We start from the raw sequence: 21,007 nt of genomic DNA on the forward strand, positions 1-21,007 counted from the left end.
CCTCCCCATCAAAAAAAGATCAGCCCAATGCCTGCATCCCTCATCAACGCGGTAGTCGATTCAGCGGTCAACGCTGGCGTCGTGCCGTGCGGGAATCAGCAGCCTGTGCAGATCAGTCATTACCCCCCACCTGTCAGTAGCCCGCCGGTGTGCGCAGTCGTATCCCCGCCGGGCGTTGGCGTTTCGGGCTGCTCAGCTGCTCTTTGCTGTCCCCCGCGCCCGCCACAAAAAACTACTGAATTTCAGCTTCGGCTGAGTTGGCATTTTGCCTGACTACAGGTGGTATTCATGTTTGTCCTTTCCAAGAAGTCCGCGCTCGCGGCGGCGTCCACGAGCCTGTTCGTTTTGCTGTGGAGCAGCGGGGCGATCTTTTCCAAATGGGGCCTGGCCCACGCATCACCCTTTGCGTTTCTGCTGTTCCGTTTTGCCATCGCGCTGTGCGGCCTGGTGCTGCTGGTGCCGTTGCTCAAACTGAAACAGCCCAAGGGCGGCAAGCCGATGTTGTATGCGATGGCCACGGGCGTGGTGTTGCTGGGGGCTTATCAGATTTTTTATCTGCTGGCCCTCGACCTGAAAGTGACGCCCGGTGTCATGGCCACGATCATGGGCGTGCAACCGATCCTCACCGTGGTGCTGATGGAACGTCAGCGCTCATGGAGCCGGATGTTCGGTCTGGCGCTGGGCCTGGCCGGGTTGATCATGGTGGTCTACCAGGGCATCGGTCTGGCCGGCATGTCACTGGCCGGCATGCTCTTCGGATTGCTGGCGCTGGCAAGCATGACGTTCGGCTCGATCATGCAGAAACGCATCACCGACAATCCCCTCGGCACGCTGCCGGTGCAGTACCTGGCCGGGCTGTTGCTCTGCGGGATGTTCGTGCCGTTCCAGCCGTTTCACTTCGAACACAGCAGCGGTTTCATCGTGCCGGTGTTGTGGATGGGATTGGTAGTGTCGGTGTTGGCGACCTTGTTGCTGTACCGCTTGATCGCGCGAGGCAATCTGGTGAATGTCACCAGCCTGTTTTACCTGGTGCCGGCGGTGACGGCGGTCATGGACTACCTGATTTTCGGTAACCGGTTGGCGGCATTGAGCATCCTGGGCATGCTGCTGATTATTGTCGGTCTGGGGTTTGTCTTCCGTAAAACAGCGTAAATCCGAAAAGGCCTGGGGCAGTGCTCCAGGCCTTTTTTATTTGGCCAGCGCATGTTCGGCCCGTACCGAATTCATAAACGCCTGCATCGCCGAGGATTGAATGCGATGACGCCGGGTGATCAGCCCATACGGCGGCAGCCGCGCTTCGAACTTGACCGGCAACACCGCCAGCAAATCCCGACCGGGATAATCCTCGACCACCGACACCGGCGTGACGCCGAGCATGTCGGTCTGCTGTATCAATGAGAGCAAGGTCATGATCGACGTGGTTTCGACGATGCTGCTGGGGATGTCGACCCGCGCATTGTGAAACACCTGATTGATGATCGCGCGCATCGGGCTTGGATGCTGTTGCAGCACCCACGTCATGTGCTGCAGTTCTGCCCAGCTCAGTTGTTTCTCCTGCGCCAGTGGATTTTGCGCGCCGGCGATCACGCACAAGGCTTCTTCGCCGAGGCTGTCGAACAGCAATTCTTCGGCCCGCGCGCCGACCGGAATCCGCCCCAGCACGATGTCCAGTTGATCCTGCAAAAGGGCCTGTACCAGCACGTCGCTGGTGTCGACCTGGATGCTCATGGACAGCCGCGGATGGCTTTGCTTCAAGGTCGCGATGGTCCGGGTCAGCAGCCCCGAGGCCAGCGCCGGAATCGCCCCGACCGCCACCCGGCCGAGGTTGCCGGATTCAAGCGCCACCAGTTCTTCACGCATGCCGCTGATTTCGGCAAACACCATGCGCGCGTAGTAGATGACGGTTTCCCCGAACGGGGTAGAGCGCATGCCCCGAGGCAAGCGTTCGAACAGTTCGACGCCGAGCAAATCCTCGGCTTCGTGGAGCATCTTGGTCGCGGCCGGTTGGGTCATGCCGATATGGTCGGCGGCGCGGCGCAACGAGCCGAATTCCTGCAACGCCAGCATCAGCCGCAGTTGGCGCAGACGCAGTCGACTGTGGATCACATTGGCAGCAGGAATTCGGGTCATGGGCCGTGCTCGCAAAAGGGACTGCGGCAAGCCTGACAACAAATGTCAGGCGTTGCCAGCATTGCTGTGTCACAGCACCGATTTTGGCTTGGCGACGTGGGGTTTGCGCAGGCCCATCAGGGTTTGCAGCGCCTTGGAAATCAGCGGCCAGAACAGCATCAACAGCGCCGCCGTGGTCAGGCAGCCGACCAATGGGTTGGACCAGAAAATCCCCAAGTGCCCGTCAGAGAACAGCATCGACTGCCGGAACGCGTCTTCAGCCTTGTCCCCCAGCACCGCCGCCAATACCAGCGGAGCGATCGGGTAACCGAGTTTCTTGAACAGATACCCCAGCGCGCCGAAGCCCAGCATCAGCACCACGTCGAAGAACGAGTTGTGCACCGAGTAGGCGCCGATGGTGCAGACCATGATGATAATCGGCGCAATGATCGAGAACGGAATGCGCAGGATCGAGGCAAACAGCGGCACGGTAGCCAACACCACAATCAGGCTCACGACGTTGCCCAGGTACATACTGGCGATCAGGCCCCAGACAAAATCATGCTGCTCGACGAACAGCGTCGGGCCAGGGTGCAGACCCCAGATCATCAAGCCACCGAGCATCACCGCTGCTGTCGCCGAACCGGGAATGCCCAGGGTCAGCATTGGCAGCAGTGCGCTGGTGCCGGCGGCGTGGTCAGCGGTTTCCGGGGCGATCACGCCTTCGAGTTCACCCTTGCCGAAGTTGTCGCGGTTCTTCGAGAAGCGCCGCGCCAGGCTGTAGCTCATGAACGATGCCGCGGTCGGCCCACCCGGCGTGATGCCCATCCAGCAACCGACCAGCGTGCTACGAACAATGGTCCACCAGTAGCGCGGCAACTTGGCCCAGGTGCGCAGGATGATCATCGGTGTGATGCGCGCATGCTCGCCACGGAACACCAGGCCTTCCTCAACGGTGCAGAGGATTTCGCCGATGCCGAACAGGCCGATCACCGCCACTTCGAAGCTGATACCGGTCATCAGCATCGGTTGATCGAAAGTCAGGCGCAGGTTGCCCGACACAGTGTCCATGCCGACGGCGGCCATGGCGAAGCCGATCATCATCGCGACCACGGTTTTCAGCGGCGGGTTTTTGCTCATGCCGATAAAGGTGCAGAACGCCAGCAGGTACACCGCAAAAAACTCCGGCGAACTGAAGGACATGGCGAACGCGGCAATCCGCGTCGACAGGAACGTCAGCAACAACACCCCGGCCAGGGCGCCGATCAGCGCCGAACTGAACGCGGCGGTCAGGGCTTCGGCGGCGCGGCCTTCACGGGCCATCGGGTAGCCGTCGAAGGTGGTCGCCACCGATGAGGGCTCACCGGGGATGTTGAACAGAATCGAGGTGATCGAGCCGCCGAACAGCGCGCCCCAATACATGCACGACAGCAGGATGATCGCCGACACCGGCGACATGGTGAACGTCAGCGGCAGCAGCAACGCCACGCCATTGGGGGCGCCGAGGCCGGGCAACACGCCGACCAGAATACCCAGCAGCACGCCGATCACCATCAGGCCGATGTGGCCCGGGGTCAGGATCAGGTTCATGCCTTGCAGCAGGGAATCGAACTCGCTCATTTGAAATTTCTCCCGGCCAGGGCAATCCAGTCGCCCATCGGGCCGGCATCCAGCGGGACCTTGAACCACAGCGCGAAAATCAGGTAGCTGGCCAGCACCGCGCCGAGGGACACGCTGCCGATCATCAACTTGCCGTATGGCTTGGCGCGGACCTTGTCGCGCCACATGAACCAGGCGATGAAGCAGGCCGACGCCACGTAGATGCCCGTGAATGGCATTGCGCCAACGAACAGCACAATCGGAATGAACACCGACAGCACTTGCTTGAACGCCGTGCGGCTGACGAACGAAATGCTCAGGGCGTGCCAGCGCACCAGGGTCAACACGCCATTGGCGACGCTGGCGGCGCTCAGCAGCAGGCCAATGTAGAAAGGGAAGTAACCCGGCTCAGGGCCGGAATCGCCCCAGCCGATACCCTGTTCGAGGCTGCCGAACATCACCACCGCGCCGATCAGCGTGGTGAAGAGTGCCAGGCCGAGCTCGACCCAGCGGGTGCCGACCAGCGCCGGTGAATCCGAAGAATGGGACATGAAAACACCTCCAGCAGGAGACGGCCGTGCGTATGCGGACGGCCGTGCACAACTCAGTTTTTCAGCCAGCCGGCCTCTTTGAACACCGGCGTGACACGGGCGGTGTCTTTTTCAATGTAGGCGGTCAGCGGCTCACCTTCGAGGAAGGTCGGCACCAGCGCGTTCTGCTTGACGTAGGCTTTGAACTCCGGAGTTTCGGTGACTTTGCGCATCAGCTCGACATAGAACGCGCGCTGTTCGGCGGTGACTTCGCCGGGCATGAATACGGTGCGCGGGAAGCGGTATTGATCGATGCCCAGGCCCTGTTCGTGGCAGGTTGGAACGTCGGCCCAGGATTTGTCACCCGCCACTTTCTCGGTATAGCCCATCCGCTCTTTACTGAACACGCAGAGCGGTTCGACCTGGTCGCCGCGCCATTGGCTGATGCTTTCGCTGGGGTTGTTGACGTTGGCGGCAATGTGTTTGCCGGCCAGTTGGGTCGCGGCTTCACTGCCGCTCTTGAACGGGATGTACACCAGTTTGCTGTTAGTGGTCTGGTTCAGCAGCAGGGTCAGGGTCTGGTCGACATCCTTGGACTGACTGCCGCCCATGCGCAGGTTTGACGGGTCGGCCTTGACCGCTTCATAGAACCCTTTGGCGTCCTTCCACGGTGCGTCTTTGTAGCTCCAGAGAATGAAGTCGTCCTCGGCCACGGCGGCGATCGGGGTCAGTTCCTGCCATTGGTAGCCGAGCTTGGACACCAGCGGCAACAGGTAGATGTTGTTGGTGCCGATCACCAGTTTCTCTGGATCGCCCTTGTTCATTTTCAGGTCGAGGAACGCTTCGGCGCCGTTGCCGCCGCCCTTGTTCAGGACGATGGTATTAACGTCGAGGAACTTGTGCGTGGTGATGATCGACTGGATCAGCCGACCAAGCTGGTCGGTGCCGCCACCGGGGCCACCGGCGACGACGATTTCGACGTTCTTGTCCGGTTGCCAGGCGTGAGCGAGGGCGGGAAGGGCGCCAGTGGCAACCAGCGTGCAGCCAAGAAACAGACGGGATGTGCGACGGACGAATGCATTTCGCATGATGGAAGGGCCTCGTTTTTGTAGTTGTTATGAGTGACTTGTCGTTGCTCAAAAGCTGCAAGCCTGGCCTGAGTGTGTGAAGCCGCAGGCGTCGCGTCTAGTCAAAACAATACATACACCGATAGCCTGGGGTTATAGCTCGACTAACGACTAACGACTAACGACTAACGACTAACGACTAACGACTGTAGGAGCGAACTTGCTCGCGATGGACTCAAGGGCACCACGTTTATCCAGGAAGCACGTGTTTTCGTTGAATACCATCGCGAGCAAGCTCGCTCCTACAGAAAAGAAAGCGTGGCCACGTTGAAAGGTCGTTGAAAGCAGGGCATGACATAACCCGAGGCTATCGCCTGATTTCAAGTTTTGATTAGACGGTTATCACTGCGCCTTCGATAGTTGCTCACCAACGCTGTGACAAACGCGGCACAACGCCCGACCTGTGTAGGAGCCGGCTTGCCGGCGAAAGCGGCGCATCAGTCAACATTGACGGCGCCTGAAACACCGCTTTCGCCAGCAAGCCGGCTCCTACACAGTCAATGTCTGCATCTGCACAACAATAATAAAACGAGGTACGCACCATGGCTCGTCCCAGTGCTTCCCTGCATCTGCCTGGCGCAGGTGTTCAGCCAGTAGCGGCGACATCGCTGACCGGCACCGCCAAAGCCAGCAACGTGCGCTGGCGGATCTTCGCGATCATCTTCGCGTTGACCATGGTCAACCTGATCGACCGGGTTTCGCTGTCCATCGCGATGCCGACCATCGCCCATGAATTTTCCCTGTCGCCGAGCCTGCAAGGGCTGATCCTCAGCAGCTTTTTCTGGGCGTATGCGTTGCTGCAGATTCCCGGCGGCTGGATGATCGACCGCTTCGGGCCGCACCGGGTCATCAGTTGGTCCACCGGGTTGTGGGGCACGTTTCAGGTGCTGGCCGCATTCGCCACGGGCGGGTTGTCGTTGCTGTTCGCCCGTGTCGCGCTTGGGGCTGCCGAGGCACCGTTGTTTCCTTCAGGCGGCAAGCTGATTTCCCTGTGGCTGGCGCCGAGCGAACGCAGTCGCGGCGCAGTGCTGATGGACAGCGGCAGCCCGTTGGGCGTGGCGCTGGGCGGGTTGATCATTGCCTACCTGATCGCTTCGCTGGATTCGTGGCGGCTGGCGATTGTGATCGCCGGCATCGCGACGGTGGTGTTGGCCTGGCTGGCGCGGCGTTATCTGCGTGATGACCCGGCCAGCCACCCGCAAGTGAATGCCGAAGAACTCGACAAGATCAGCGCCGGGCGTGCCACGCCTGCTGCCGAAGCTGCACGGGTGCCAGTCAAAGGCTTGGGCATCGCGGCCCGTTCCCTCAGTGGCTTGCTGATCGGTCGGGCCAGCTGGGCGATGGTTTATTTCGGCTTGCTGACGTGGGGGCCGAGTTATCTGGCGCAGGCTCGCGGCTTCGATATCAAAGGCATCGGCGCGGCGACGTTCGTGATCTTCGTCTGTGGTGCGTTGGGCTCGTTGACGGGCGGTTTCCTTTGCGACGGGTTGATCCGCAAGGGCGTCAGTCGTGGTGTCGCGGTCAAGAGCCTGCTGGCGTTTTCCGGTCTGGTGGCCCTCGGCGCGTTCCTGTTGCTGCCAACCCTGAGCAATCCTTTTGCGGCCGTGGCGCTGTTGGCCATGACCGCCTTTTTTCTGATGTGGGGCAGCCTCTACTGGAGCTTTCCGGCGTTGCTGGCGGCCCCGGCGCGCGTCGGACTGATCGGCGGCGTGATGAACATGGCCGGCAGCACCGGCGGCATCGCGGTGCCGATTCTGGTGGGGATCATTCTGCAAATGACCGGTGGATTTGCTCCGGTGCTGGGGTTCTTTGCGGTGTGTTCGGCGGTGTTTGTATTGGCGACTTTATTCATCAGTCTCGACGAGGTGCGTTATGACTGAGTTGTGGAGCGGACCAATAATCGATGCCCATCATCACTTCTGGGACCCGTCGATCAATGACCATCCGTGGCTGGCGCCCGACGCCAACATCCCGTTTCGCTACGGTGACTACAGCGCGATCAAACGTCGCTATTTTCCCGAGGATTATTTCGCCGATGCCGGCGCTCATAACGTCGTGCAAACGGTGTACGTCGAGACTGAATGGAACCCGCAGGACCCGATTGGCGAAACCCGTTTCATCGAGCAATTGGCGGCCCGTTACGGCGTGCCGAATGCGGTCGTCGCGCAAGCCTGGCTCGATCACCCGGACGCCATCGCAGTGCTCACCGAGCAAGCAAGTTTCAAGTGCGTGCGCAGCGTTCGCCACAAACCTGGCGGCCCGACCGCGCCCGCGCAAGTTGGCCATGTACGCAGCCTGATGAGCGACGAACATTGGCGCCGCAGTTTCGCCGCGCTCGAAGGCTTGGGGCTGCATTTCGATTTGCAGACACCCTGGTGGAACCTGCATGAAGCCGAACGCCTGGCCCGGGATTTCCCTGACACCACACTCATTCTCAACCACGCCGGATTGCCCAGTGACCGCAGCGCCGAAGGTCTGGCGGGTTGGCGTTTGGCAATGGCGCGGCTGGCCGAGTGGCCGAACGTGCAGGTGAAGATTTCTGGCCTGGGCCAGGCTGGTCAGGCGTGGCGCGCCAAGGACAACGCTTGGATCGTGCGCGAGGTCATCGCCATGTTCGGTTGCGACCGCGCGATGTTCGCCAGCAACTTTCCGGTGGACAGCCTGTGCGGCTCGTTCGACGACATTTACAACGGTTTCAAATCCATCGTTGCTGATCTGCCGCAGGCCGATCAGGAGCGTCTTTTCTACAGCAACGCGCAGCGGGTTTATCGCTGCGAGCCTTGCGCCATTGCGCGGACATGGCCTGAACCCTTGAGGAGTGAAGCATGAAAAAAACCACCATCGCCATGGTCCTGGGTGACCCGGCAGGCATCGGCCCGGAACTGATCGCACGCCTGCTTGCAGAGCCTCAGGTACGCAGTCAGGCCAATGTGATTCTGATCGCCGATGAGGCGGAAATGCGTCGCGGCATGCGCATCGCCGGCACGGAGTTTCCTTACCGTCGCGCGGGGTCGCTGGATCAGTTGGAGTTTCGTGATGACACGCCACTGTTCTATGACTTTCGCGGCGATACCCTCGGCGAATTTCCGCGCAGTGAAGCCAGTGTCATCGGTGGCCGCTACAGCCTCGATACCCTGGAAAAAGCCCTGCGCCTGACCGAGGCCGGCACCACGGATGCCGTGTTGTTCGGGCCACTGAACAAGACCTCGCTGCACATGGCCGGCATGGCGCACAACGATGAGTTGCACTGGTTCGCCGAGCTGCTGGATTTCCACGGGCCGTTCTGCGAGTTCAACGTGCTCGACAACCTCTGGACGTCGCGGGTGACTTCACACGTGGCCCTGGCCGAAGTGCCGGGGATGCTCAGCCAGGCGCGGGTGGTGGAAGCGATCCAGTTGATCGACACCGCGCTCAAGCGCAACGGTCTGGAAAAACCGCGCATCGGCGTGTGTGGCTTGAACCCGCACAACGGCGACAACGGCTCGTTCGGTCGCGAGGAGCTGGACATTATTGGCCCTGCGGTTCGATCGGCACAGGCGCTGGGCATTGCGGCCGAAGGGCCGTACCCGGGGGACACGATTTTCCTCAAGGTCCAGGGCGATGCCAGTGCCTTTGACGCGGTGGTGACGATGTATCACGACCAGGGACAGATCGCGATCAAGTTGATGGGCTTCTCTCGTGGAGTGACGGTGCAGGGCGGCTTGCCGATTCCGATCACCACGCCAGCCCATGGCACGGCGTTCGACATTGCAGGGCAGGGCAAGGCGAATGTCGGGGCCATCCGCCAGGCCTTCGAAATCGCCTGCCGAATGGGCGCCAACAGCTACTGACACACCACAACACCCTTGTCGGAGCTGGCTTGCCAGCGAAGACGGCCTGTCAGACACGCATCAGGTGACTGTCAGATCGCTTTCGCTGGCAAGCCAGCTCCTACAGTGACCGAGGCCGTATCTCGATTTTGTAATCAATCCAAACCTCTTGTAGGAGCTGGCTTGCCAGCGAAGACGGCCTGACAGACACGCATTGGCTGACTGTCAGATCGCTTTCGCTGGCAAGCCAGCTCCTACAGTGACCGAGGCCGTATTTCGATTTTGTGATCAATCCAAACCCCCTGTAGGAGCTGGCTTGCCAGCGAAGACGGCCTGACAGACACGCACTGACTGACTGTCAGATCGCTTTCGTTGGCAAGCCAGCTCCTACAGTGACCGATGCCGTATCTCGATTTTGTGATCAATCCAAACCCCCTGTAGGAGCTGGCTTGCCAGCGAAGACGGCCTGACAGGCACGCATAAGGTGACTGTCAGATCGCTTTCGCTGGCAAGCCAGCTCCTACTTTTTTGCGTGGTGGCTGATAACCCGATCTGGTTGATAACGGGATTAACCGATCACTCCAGGTTATCGCCGGATACGCATAAGTGATTATCCGCAGCCTCCTGGCGCTGGCTAAAGTCGCTCCATCGAATGCCCGAAGCCGGTCCAGCCGAGCGGCTCTGCGCAGCGACTCAACAACTACAAAAAGCCGGCAGCGCAAGGAATTGTATTCATGAAAATCAAAGCCATCCGTACCCGCGTTTTCGAGTGGAAAGGTAAAGTCGTCCCCCCTCAAGCGCACTTCTGCACCAATGCCAGCGACATCCTGTTCGAGCGCGGCGATGCCATGGGCTCGTTCCGTTTCCACGGATGGCTGGTGGTGGAAGTCGAGACCGACACCGGTCTTGTCGGCATCGGTAACTGCGCCCTCGCGCCGCGTGTGGCCAAGGAAATCATCGACACCTACCTGGCGCCGATTGCGATTGGCGAAGACCCGTTCGACAACGAATACATCTGGCAGAAGATGTACCGCCAGAGCCACGCCTGGGGCCGTAAAGGCATCGGCATGGCCGCGATCTCGGCGATCGACATCGCGATTTGGGACATCATGGGCAAAGCGGTGAACAAGCCGGTGTTCAAACTGCTCGGCGGGCGGACCAAGGAAAAAATCTGGACCTACGCCTCCAAACTCTACGCCAACGACAACCTCGACCTGTTCCTCGAAGAGGCCCAGGGTTATCTGAACCAAGGGTTCACCGCGCTGAAAATGCGCTTCGGCTACGGCCCGAAAGACGGCCCGGCGGGCATGCGCAAAAACATCGAGCAAGTGCGCGCCCTGCGTAACCTGGCGGGCCCGGACATCGACATCATGCTCGAGTGCTACATGGGCTGGACCCTCGAATACGCCCGGCGCATGTTGCCCAAACTCGCCGAGTTCGAACCGCGCTGGCTCGAAGAACCGGTGATCGCCGACGACATCGAGGGCTACATCGAGCTGAAAAAAATGGGGATCATGCCGATCTCCGGCGGCGAGCACGAGTTCACCTCCTACGGCTTCAAAGACCTGCTGGAACGCCGCGCTGTCGACGTGATCCAGTACGACACCAACCGCGTCGGCGGCATCACCGCTGCGCGCAAGATCAACGCCATGGCCGAAGCCTGGTCGGTGCCGGTCATCCCGCACGCCGGGCAGATGCACAATTACCACCTGACCATGTCCACCACCGCCTCGCCGATGGCCGAGTTCTTCCCGGTGTTCGATGTCGAGGTCGGCAACGAACTCTTCTACTACGTGTTCAAGGGCGAGCCGCAACCGGTCAACGGCTACATCCAGCTCGACGACAACACGCCGGGCCTGGGCCTGGAAATCTCCGATGAATACTTGAGCGACTTCAACATCATCGAGTGACCTTGAGGCGCCGCTCATGGGCGGTGCCATCCCCGACTTTCTGGAGGCCGTCATGCGCCTGATTCAATTCGAAAACACTGCCGGTGAGCGCCAGGTCGGCGTCGTCGATGGCTCACACGTGCAGGTGTTGAAAGACACCCGCAGCACCCGTGAGCTGGCACTCGCGGCGATCCGCGCCCAACGCAGCCTGCAAGAAGAAGTCGCCCAACGCGGCACCGAGCCTGGCCCGGATTATGCGCACCTGTTGCAGCAGGGCAAGGTCCTGCCGCCGCTGGACCACGAAGACCCGGCCCATTGCCTGATCAGCGGCACCGGCCTGACTCACCTGGGCAGCGCCTCGGCACGGGACAAAATGCACCAGCAAGACGGCGCGGTCGAAGCCGGAATGACCGACACCATGCGCATTTTCAAATGGGGCCTGGAGGGTGGTAAACCGTCAATCGGTCAGGTCGGCGCGCAGCCGGAATGGTTCTACAAAGGTGACGGCAGCATCGTCGTGCGCCCCGGTGCGGACTTCCCGGTGCCGCCGTTTGCCGAAGACGCCGGCGAAGAGCCGGAGCTGACTGGCCTGTATGTGATCGGCGACGACGGCCAGCCGTATCGCGTCGGTTATGCCTTGGGCAACGAGTTCTCCGACCATGTCATGGAGCGGAGCAACTACCTGTACCTCGCGCATTCGAAACTGCGGTTCTGCGCCTATGGCCCGGAACTGCGCGTCGGTGAATTGCCCAGGCACCTGGCGGGCACCAGCCGCATCACACGCAACGGCGAAACGCTCTGGGAAAAGGAGTTTCTCAGCGGCGAAGACAACATGTGCCACAGCCTCGCCAATCTCGAATTCCACCACTTCAAATACGCGCAGTTTTTACGTCCCGGCGATGTCCACGTGCATTACTTCGGCACCGCCACGCTGTCGTTTGCCGATGGGGTGAAAACCCAGCCGGGGGATCGCTTCCGGATCAGCCTCGACGAGTTTGGTGCACCGCTGGAAAACGGCATCGGCGAGAGCGCCCAGCCGCTGCCAATCGGCCAGGTCCGCGCGCTCTAAAAAAGGATCGGGAAACACCAACGAACCTGTAGGAGCTGGCTTGCCAGCGAAGACTTTCACCGGCAAGCCGGCTCCTACAGTGGCTGATGCCGTATCCCGATTCTGTGATCAATCCAACCCCCCTGTAGGAGCTGGCTTGCCAGCGAATGGTCCCCAAACCTTACGCCGTCCTCGTGGACGCTATCGCCAGCATGCCGGCTCCTACACAGTTCGCCGACCCGTTTCTACCCAATCGATCAGGAAACGCCTCATGACCACGCCTCTCGGACACAACTACATCGGCGGCCGTCGCAGCGCAAACGGAACGCTACAACTGCAAAGCCTCGACGCCACCACTGGTGAACCGCTGCCCGGCACCTTCTTCCAGGCGTGCGAAGCCGAAGTGGCTGCGACGGCCAAAGCGGCGGCCGCTGCGTACCCGATCTACCGTGACCTGAGCGCCGAAAAGCGTGCGCAGTTCCTCGATGCCATCGCCGATGAAATCGACGCATTGGGCGATGACTTCGTCGCCACCGTTTGCCGCGAAACCGCGTTGCCGGCCGGGCGCATTCAAGGCGAACGCGCACGCACCAGCGGCCAGATGCGCTTGTTCGCCAATGTCCTGCGTCGCGGTGATTTCTATGGCGCGCGCATCGACCGTGCGTTGCCGGATCGCCAGCCGTTGCCGCGTCCGGACCTGCGTCAATACCGAATCGCTTTAGGCCCGGTCGCCGTGTTTGGCGCCAGCAACTTTCCGCTGGCGTTTTCCACCGCCGGTGGCGATACCGCCTCGGCGCTGGCCGCCGGGTGCCCGGTGGTGTTCAAGGCCCACAGCGGGCACATGGCAACCGCCGAATGGGTGGCGGACGCGATCATCCGCGCCGCCGAGCGCACTGAAATGCCACCCGGCGTGTTCAACATGATCTACGGCGGGGGCGTCGGCGAATGGCCGGTCCGGCACCCGGCGATTCAGGCGGGGGGTTTCACCGGTTCGCTCAAGGGCGGCAATGCCCTGTGCCACATGGCGGCGACACGGCCACAGCCGATCCCGGTGTTTGCCGAGATGTCGAGCATCAACCCGGTGTTCCTGCTGCCCGAAGCGCTCAAGGTTCGGGGTGAGCAAATCGCTGCGCAGCTGGCTGGATCGGTGACGCTCGGCTGCGGTCAGTTCTGCACCAATCCGGGGTTGGTCATCGGTCTGCGCTCGCCGCAGTTCAGCACCTTCGTGGAAACATTTTGCGCCAGCATGAACCAGCAGCCCGCGCAAACCATGCTCAATGCTGGCGCCCTGGTCAGCTACAGCCAAGGCTTGAGGGAGCTGTACGAACATCCGGGGCTGACGCACCTGGCAGGCAAACCGCAACAGGGTAATCAGGCCCAGCCGCAGGTGTTCCAGGCGGATGTGAGTCTGTTGCTCAAGGGTGACGAACTGCTTCAGGAAGAAGTGTTCGGGCCGACCACCATCGTCATTGAAGTCGAGGATCGGGCGCAGTTGGCAGCGGCGTTGCACGGCTTGCGCGGGCAATTGACGGCGACGTTGATTGGCGAAGCCGAGGAGTTGCAGGAATACCGCTGGCTGGCTCAGTCGTTACAGGACAAGGTCGGTCGGATTTTGCTCAATGGTTATCCGACAGGTGTCGAGGTGTGCGAGGCGATGGTGCATGGCGGGCCGTACCCGGCGACGTCGGATTCGCGAGGGACTTCAGTCGGAACCTTGGCGATTGATCGTTTCCTGCGGCCGGTGTGCTTCCAGAATTATCCGGATGCGTTGTTGCCCGAGGCGTTGCAGAACGCTAATCCGCTGGGGATTCGGCGGTTGGTGGGTGGGGAGGTGAGTCAGTCGGCTTTGTAGTTGTCTGAGCCGACGCCATCGCGGGCAAGCCCGCTCCCACAGGGTTCGGGGTTGAACACAAAATATGTGAACGATAACAATCACTGTGGGAGCGGGCTTGCCCGCGAAGGCGTCATCAGCCGCACTACCCAATTTACTTGGCGGCTGCCACAGCAGCCTTCACCACCGTCGGCTTCAATACCAACCACAACCCCGCCGCAACCAACCCCCCGCCATAAATGTGCGCCATCGACAGCGGCTCATCCAGCAACAACGCCCCCCACAACACACCGAACGGCGGGATCAGGAAGGTCGTGGTCATCGACTTCACCGGTCCGACCGAGCTGAGCAAACGGAAGTAGATTATGTACGCCAGCGCGGTACACATCAGCCCCAACCCCAGCAACGACAGCCAGACATTCCAGCCACCCCAGCTCGCCGGTGGCTGGCTGATCACGCTGTAACCGAACAACGGCAACAGGAACAACGTCGCCCCGAGCATGCTGCCCAGCGCCGAAAGACGGCTGTCGAGCCCGCCGGCCTGATCGAGCCAGCGCCGGGCAAGGAACCCGGCAAAGCCATAACACGTGGTGGCGAGCAGGCAGGCCAGGGCGCCCAGCAGCAGTGACAGGTCGAACGCCACCGGCCCGGCACGGGTCAAGACGCCGACGCCAAGCAAGCCGAGAAACACCCCGCCCAGCTTGGCGGCAGTCAGTCGTTCACTGAAAAACAGGCCGCCAATCAACACGCCCATCAACGGCGTGGTGGCGTTGAAAATCGCCGAGTAACCGGCCGGCAACACCTGGGCCGCCACGGAGTAGAGCGTCGCCGGAATCCCCGAGTTGATCACCCCGAGCAGCATCACGGTCTTGAGCTTGCCCTTGAAGTCCCAGCTGATGCGCATCAATCCGAGAATCACCAACAAGCCGGCGGCGGCAATCGAAACACGGAAAAACGCCGTCGGAACGGTGCCAAGCACCGGCGCAATGATGCGCATGAACAAGAAGCTCGCGCCCCAGATGGCCGCCAGCGACAGTAAACGAAAAATATCGACGGGGCTCATGGCGCATTCCTGGCTTGATGGGGCCGAGAGTGTTGCCGAGCGCCTGATCGATGGCAACCGAAAAACGAGCATCGAACTCGCCAGGCGCATTCCAGGGCCTGTCTCAAAAATTACACTTCTCCTGCACCCGGTTCACTGGCTAAGCTCAGGCTTCCGAAATTCCCGCAGAGGTCTCACCATGCCGCAGCAATGGCCAGCCGCCGATATCGCCCGACTGATCCTCGATGGCTTTGACGATTACCGCGAGCATTTCCGGCAGATCACCGACGGTGCCCGGGCTCGCTTCGAGCAAGCCAAGTGGCAGGAGACGCAAATCGCCTCGGCCGCACGGATCAATCTGTACGAAGAGAAAGTCAGCGAAACGGTGGAGCGTCTACGCGTCGCGTTTGATACGCAAACGCTGGACGTCAGTTGCTGGCCGCTGGTCAAAAGCGCGTACATCACCCTGATCGACCTGCGTTTCGACGATGAACTGTCGGAGACCTGGTACAACTCGATCTTCTGCGGGCTGTTCAGCCATGACCTGATCAGCGACGGCTGCATGTTCATCCACACCACCCGGCCGAGCCTGCGCCGGGCCCGCGCCGCGCAAACCCGCACCTATAAGCCTCAGGGCCAGTTGTCGGGCATGCTCGCGAGCATCTTTGCCGACTACCGTTTCAGCGAAGACTACGCCGACCTGGCCGGCGACCTGCGGCGCCTCGAAGCGCAACTGCGCGAGAACCTGCCGGACTGGGTCTGCAAGGACCCGGATTTGAGCGTCGAGCTGTTTTCCTCGGTGCTCTACCGCAACAAGGGCGCGTACCTGGTGGGGCGCATCTACACCCAGGACGAACAATGGCCGCTGGTGATTCCGCTGCTGCACCGTGAAGGTCGCGGGATTCAGATCGATGCGCTGATCACCGATGAAGCGGACGTCTCGATCATTTTCTCGTTCACCCGTTCGTATTTCATGGTCGACGTGCCGGTGCCGGCGGAGTTCATCGGTTTCCTCAAGCGCATCCTGCCGGGCAAGCACATCGCCGAGCTGTACACCTCGATCGGCTTCTACAAGCACGGCAAATCCGAGTTTTACCGCGCGCTGATCAATCACCTGGCCAACACCGACGACCAGTTCATCATGGCCCCCGGCGTGCGCGGCATGGTGATGAGCGTGTTTACCCTGCCGGGTTTCAATACCGTATTCAAAATCATCAAGGACCGTTTCTCGCCGTCGAAAAACGTCGACCGCGCCACGGTGATCGAGAAGTATCGCTTGGTGAAAAGCGTCGACCGCGTCGGGCGCATGGCCGATACCCAGGAATTCGCCGACTTCCGCTTCCCGTTGAGCAAATTCGATCCAGCGTGCCTGGAAGAACTGCTTGAGGTTGCGGCGTCCACCGTGTCGGTGGAAGACGACACGGTGCTGATCCGTCACTGCTGGACCGAACGGCGGATGACGCCGTTGAACCTGTACCTGGAAAACGCCAACGACGCTCAAGTCCGCGAGGCGCTGGAAGATTACGGCCTGGCGATCAAGCAACTGGCGGCGGCGAACATTTTCCCTGGCGACATGCTGCTGAAGAACTTCGGTGTCACCCGTCACGGGCGCGTAGTGTTTTATGACTACGACGAGATCTGCTTCCTGACCGAAGCCAACTTCCGCCACATCCCGCAACCGCGCACCCCTGAAGATGAAATGGCGTCTGAGCCGTGGTATTCGATCGGGCCGCTGGATGTGTTCCCCGAGGAATTTCCGCCGTTTTTGTTTGCCGATTCGGGGCAACGCAAGCTGTTCGATCAGTTGCATGGCGAGTTGTACAACGCCGATTACTGGAAAAGCCTGCAGGAAGCCATTCGGGGCGGGAAGATCATCGACGTGTTCCCGTATCGGCGCAAAGGCCTTGATAACGAGTAGTTCTCTGCGATTGCTGCGCAATCGATCGCGGGCAAGCCCGCTCCCACATTTGACCGTGGTGCCTCCGATTTTGTGGTCCCCATAGATTCAATGTGGGAGCGGGCTTGCCCGCGATCGGCCGCGCAGCGGTCGTAAAATCTGCGACAATCCGCCCCCTGCGCCACTAGACGACTTTTGCGTACCTGATGACTGACGAATCGCCTTCAATCGACAAACTGCTGAAAAACCTCGATCACGCCATGCTCGCCGACCGCCACCGGCTGCGGCGGCAGTTGCTTGAGCTGCGCAAAAAACCTGACGAGGCCAAGCTGGCCCAGTGGGTGACGCGTATGCAGGCGTCCTGTGATCAGGTGCTGGCGCGGCGTGCCAGCCTGCCGGTGATTCGTTACGACGACAGCCTGCCGATCGCCGCCAAGCGTGACGAAATCAAAGCAGCGCTGCTCAAGCACCAGGTGCTGATCATCGCCGGCGAAACCGGCTCGGGTAAAACCACCCAATTACCGAAGATCTGCCTGGAAATCGGTCGAGGCCAGCATGGCCTGATCGGCCACACCCAGCCGCGTCGAATCGCTGCCCGCAGCGTCGCCAGCCGGGTCGCCGAAGAGCTGGCTACGCCGTTGGGCGCACTGGTCGGCTATCAGGTGCGGTTCGAGGATCAGAGCGATTCCAACACCCTGATCAAGCTGATGACCGACGGCATCCTGCTGGCGGAAACCCAGAACGACCGCTACCTCGAACGCTACGACACGATCATCGTCGACGAAGCCCACGAACGCAGCCTCAACATCGATTTCCTGCTCGGCTACCTGAAAACCCTGCTGCCGCGTCGTCCGGACCTGAAAGTCATCATCACTTCGGCGACCATCGACCTGGAGCGTTTCTCCAAGCACTTCGACGATGCGCCCATCGTCGAGGTCTCGGGCCGTACCTTCCCGGTGGACACCTGGTATCGCCCGCTGACCCTGGAGCAGGATGAAGAGGGCAACCGCGTCGAGGACGACTTGACCGTGGACCAGGCGATCCTCGCCACCCTCGACGAAATTGCCGCGTTCGAACGCAGCGAACGCAAGAGCCCCGGCGATGTGCTGGTGTTCCTGCCCGGCGAGCGCGAGATTCGCGACGCGGCGGACATGCTGCGCAAGGCCCAACTCAAGCACACCGAAATTCTGCCGCTGTACGCGCGGTTGTCGCCTGCCGAACAGCAACGGATTTTCCAGTCGCACCCAGGCCGTCGCGTGGTGCTGGCGACCAACGTCGCGGAAACCTCGCTGACTGTGCCGGGCATTCGTTACGTGATCGACAGCGGCACCGCGCGCATCAGCCGCTACAGCTACCGCGCCAAGGTCCAGCGTTTGCCTGTCGAAGCGATTTCCCAGGCCAGCGCCAACCAGCGTAAAGGTCGCTGCGGACGGGTCGAGCCGGGCATTTGCATTCGCCTGTACAGCGAAGAAGACTTCATCGGTCGCCCGGAATTCACCGATCCGGAAATCCTCCGTACCAACCTCGCGGCGGTCATTTTGCAGATGCTGCATCTGCGTCTCGGCGAGATCACCGATTTCCCGTTTATCGAGCCGCCGGATGGCAAGGCGATCAGCGACGGTTTCAACCTGCTGCAAGAACTCTCGGCGGTCGATCGCAATAGCCAGCTGACGCCGTTGGGCCGCAATCTGGCGCGGTTGCCGGTCGACCCGCGCATGGGCCGCATGCTGCTGGAAGCGGCGAAACTCGGCAGCCTGCAGGAAGTGCTGATCGTCGCCAGCGCCATGTCGATTCAAGACCCGCGCGAGCGTCCGCCAGAGCGTCAGCAAGCGGCGGATCAAGCGCACGCGCAGTGGAAAGACGTCGACTCGGACTTCGCCGGGCTGGTCAATCTGTGGCGGGGTTTCGAAGAACAGCGCCAGGCGTTGACGGCGAGTCCGCTGCGTAACTGGTGCCGCAAGAATTTCCTGAATTATCTACGTCTGCGCGAATGGCGCGATTCGCACCGCCAGTTGAGCCTGATTTGCCGCGACATGCAGCTCAGCCTCAATAAAGAGCCGGCGGATTATCCGAAACTGCACAAAGCCGTGCTCTCGGGCCTGCTCAGCCAGATCGGCCAGAAAACCGAAGACGGCGATTACCTCGGTGCCCGTCAGCGGCGTTTCTGGATTCACCCGTCGTCGGGCCTCGGCAAGAAGCGTCCGCAATGGCTGATGGCCGCCGAACTGGTGGAAACCACCAAGCTTTACGCGCGGATGGTCGCCAAGATCGACGCCGACTGGATCGAGCCGCTGGCCGGGCATCTGATCAAGAAAAACCACTTCGAACCCCATTGGGAGAAGAAGCGCGGACAGGTCGTGGCGTTTGAACAGATCACCCTGTTCGGGCTGATTGTGGTCGGGCGCCGGCCGGTGCATTACGGGCCGATCGATCCAGTGGTGTCCCGTGAGTTTTTTATTCGCGAAGGCTTGGTGCGCGGCGAGATTCAATCCAAGGCCAAATGTTTGTCGGCCAATGCGCAATTGCTTGAACAGCTCGACGAACTGGAGGCCAAGGCCCGCCGTCGCGACATCCTCGCCGACGAAGAAACCCTGTTCGCCTTCTACGACGCGCGGTTGCCGGCGGAGATCCACCAGACCGCGACCTTCGACAGTTGGTATCGGGTCAACAGCCAGAAAGACCCGCAACTGCTGATCATGCGCGAAGAAGACGTGCTGGCCCGCGAGGCCAGCGAAGTCACCGCCGCGCATTACCCGGACACCTTGCACATCGGCGATCTGGAGTTGGCGCTCAGTTATCACTTCGAACCGAACCATCCACGCGACGGCGTGACCTTGCGCGTGCCGGCGCCGCTGCTGCCGATGTTGCCGCCGGAGCGCCTCGAATGGCTGGTGCCCGGCGTCATCGAAGCCAAGTGCATTGCGCTGGTGCGCAACCTGCCCAAGGCGCTGCGCAAGAACTTCGTGCCGGTGCCGGACTTCGTCAAGGCGGCGTTGCAACGCATCACCTTCGCCGAGGGCTCGTTGCCTCAAGCCCTGGGCCGCGAGTTGCAGCGCATGACCGGCGCTCGGGTCAGCGACGAGGCCTGGGCCGAAGCGTCGCAGCAGGTCGAAAGTCACTTGCGGATGAACCTGGAGATCGTCGATGGCCAGGGCAAGTTTCTTGGTGAAGGGCGTGATCTGGCCGAGTTGACTGCTCGCTTTGCCGAGGCCAGCCAGGCCGCATTGGCCGTGCCGCAAACCGCGAAAAACCAGCAACCGGTGGAGCCGAAAGTGTTTGCCGCCGTTGCCGAAAAAACCCAGCAGAAGATTGCCGGGCTGTCGATGACGGTGTATCCGGCGCTGGTGGAAGAGGGTGGCACGGTCAAGGAAGGTCGCTTCTCGACGCCGGCCGAAGCCGAGTTCCAGCATCGCCGCGCCTTGCAGCGCTTGCTGATGCAGCAACTGGCCGAACCGGCGAAGTTCCTGCGCGGCAAGTTGCCGGGCCTGACCGAACTGGGCCTGATGTACCGCGAACTGGGGCGCATCGATGCGCTGGTCGAAGACATTCTGTTGGCCAGTCTCGACAGCTGCATTCTCGAGGGCGAAGACCCGTTGCCGCGTGATGGTGCCGGGTTGGCGTCACTGGCCGAACGCAAACGCGGTGGCTGGACCGAGCACGCCGAGCGTCTGGCGAAGCTGACGCTGGAGATTCTCAAGCTCTGGCACGGCCTGCAAAAACGCTTCAAGGGCAAGATCGACCTGGCGCAAGCCGTGGCCCTGAACGACATCAAGCAGCAGCTCAGTCATCTGGTTTATCCAGGCTTCGTCCGTGAAACGCCGATGCAATGGCTCAAGGAATTGCCGCGTTATCTCAAGGCGGTCGAGCAGCGCTTCGAGAAAATCGGCGCGCAGGTGCAGCGGGATCGGGTCTGGAGCGGCGAATTGTCCGGCCTCTGGACGCAATACCAGACCCGCGCCAACAAACACGCCCAGGAAGGCAAGCGCGATCCGCAACTGGAGCTGTATCGCTGGTGGCTGGAGGAATACCGGGTTTCGCTGTTTGCGCAACAATTGGGGACTAAAGTACCGATCTCCGACAAACGCCTGAACAAGCAATGGACCCAAGTCGAACCCTGACACGATCA

The 21,007-nt window shown here is 61.1% G+C and carries 14 protein-coding genes; 9 read left to right on the top strand and 5 right to left on the bottom strand.

From position 1 onward, the window contains the following. Positions 1-288 precede the first annotated feature (288 nt). Complete coding sequence (locus AEQ67_RS11455; RefSeq protein ID WP_059403975.1) at positions 289-1,152, top strand: DMT family transporter; 864 nt, start codon at positions 289-291, stop codon at positions 1,150-1,152. A 36-nt stretch (positions 1,153-1,188) separates the two neighbouring features. Here AEQ67_RS11455 and AEQ67_RS11460 read toward each other — a convergent pair whose 3' ends face one another. The 4 genes from AEQ67_RS11460 to AEQ67_RS11475 form a co-directional block, all read right to left on the bottom strand. Next, positions 1,189-2,130, bottom strand: coding sequence for a LysR family transcriptional regulator (locus tag AEQ67_RS11460; protein WP_059403976.1), 942 nt, complete (start codon positions 2,128-2,130; stop codon positions 1,189-1,191). Positions 2,131-2,199: 69 nt separating this feature from the next. After that, the gene (locus AEQ67_RS11465; protein WP_059403977.1) at positions 2,200-3,729 is read right to left on the bottom strand and encodes a tripartite tricarboxylate transporter permease; all 1,530 of its coding nucleotides are present in this window, start codon (positions 3,727-3,729) and stop codon (positions 2,200-2,202) included. Continuing rightward, entirely contained in the window at positions 3,726-4,259 is a 534-nt protein-coding gene (locus tag AEQ67_RS11470; RefSeq protein WP_059403978.1) for a tripartite tricarboxylate transporter TctB family protein, read from the bottom strand. Before AEQ67_RS11470 ends, AEQ67_RS11465 begins: the two co-directional genes overlap by 4 nt. 53 nt (positions 4,260-4,312) lie before the next feature. Beyond that, positions 4,313-5,326: a Bug family tripartite tricarboxylate transporter substrate binding protein gene (locus AEQ67_RS11475; RefSeq protein WP_059403979.1), complete on the bottom strand. Its 1,014-nt coding sequence runs from the start codon at positions 5,324-5,326 to the stop codon at positions 4,313-4,315. 581 nt (positions 5,327-5,907) lie between these two features. Here AEQ67_RS11475 and AEQ67_RS11480 point away from each other — a divergent pair. The 6 genes from AEQ67_RS11480 to AEQ67_RS11505 all read left to right on the top strand — a co-directional run bounded on the left by AEQ67_RS11480 (position 5,908) and on the right by AEQ67_RS11505 (position 13,963). Then, complete coding sequence (locus AEQ67_RS11480; protein ID WP_059403980.1) at positions 5,908-7,245, top strand: MFS transporter; 1,338 nt, start codon at positions 5,908-5,910, stop codon at positions 7,243-7,245. Continuing rightward, the gene (locus AEQ67_RS11485) at positions 7,238-8,194 is read left to right on the top strand and encodes an amidohydrolase family protein (protein ID WP_059403981.1); all 957 of its coding nucleotides are present in this window, start codon (positions 7,238-7,240) and stop codon (positions 8,192-8,194) included. Before AEQ67_RS11480 ends, AEQ67_RS11485 begins: the two co-directional genes overlap by 8 nt. Beyond that, positions 8,191-9,195, top strand: a complete 1,005-nt coding sequence (locus AEQ67_RS11490; RefSeq protein ID WP_059403982.1) for a 4-hydroxythreonine-4-phosphate dehydrogenase PdxA — start codon at positions 8,191-8,193, stop codon at positions 9,193-9,195. The genes AEQ67_RS11485 and AEQ67_RS11490 overlap by 4 nt, the downstream gene beginning before the upstream one ends. Positions 9,196-9,908: 713 nt before the next feature. Continuing rightward, positions 9,909-11,084 carry an L-rhamnonate dehydratase gene (locus AEQ67_RS11495; protein ID WP_007943924.1) on the top strand — a complete coding sequence of 392 codons (1,176 nt, stop codon included), beginning with the start codon at positions 9,909-9,911 and terminating at the stop codon, positions 11,082-11,084. 52 nt (positions 11,085-11,136) lie between these two features. Beyond that, positions 11,137-12,132 (top strand): AraD1 family protein, encoded by a 996-nt coding sequence (araD1, locus tag AEQ67_RS11500; protein WP_059404049.1) that lies wholly within the window; start codon positions 11,137-11,139, stop codon positions 12,130-12,132. A gap of 250 nt (positions 12,133-12,382) precedes the next feature. Further along, entirely contained in the window at positions 12,383-13,963 is a 1,581-nt protein-coding gene (locus AEQ67_RS11505; protein WP_059403983.1) for an aldehyde dehydrogenase (NADP(+)), read from the top strand. A 133-nt stretch (positions 13,964-14,096) separates the two neighbouring features. On the opposite strand, the gene AEQ67_RS11510 is transcribed toward AEQ67_RS11505, so the two are convergent. Continuing rightward, complete coding sequence (locus AEQ67_RS11510; protein ID WP_059403984.1) at positions 14,097-15,005, bottom strand: DMT family transporter; 909 nt, start codon at positions 15,003-15,005, stop codon at positions 14,097-14,099. Between the two features lie 178 nt (positions 15,006-15,183). Between AEQ67_RS11510 and aceK the strand changes: the two genes are divergently transcribed. Together aceK and hrpA are read left to right on the top strand one after the other, a co-directional pair. Next, positions 15,184-16,902, top strand: a complete 1,719-nt coding sequence (gene aceK, locus AEQ67_RS11515) for a bifunctional isocitrate dehydrogenase kinase/phosphatase (protein WP_059403985.1) — start codon at positions 15,184-15,186, stop codon at positions 16,900-16,902. Positions 16,903-17,087: 185 nt separating this feature from the next. Continuing rightward, positions 17,088-20,999, top strand: coding sequence for an ATP-dependent RNA helicase HrpA (gene hrpA / locus AEQ67_RS11520; protein WP_059403986.1), 3,912 nt, complete (start codon positions 17,088-17,090; stop codon positions 20,997-20,999). Positions 21,000-21,007 lie beyond the last annotated feature (8 nt).

The sequence above is a fragment of the Pseudomonas sp. RIT-PI-q genome, from assembly GCF_001297125.1.
In the GTDB taxonomy this organism is placed as follows: Bacteria; Pseudomonadota; Gammaproteobacteria; order Pseudomonadales; family Pseudomonadaceae; genus Aquipseudomonas.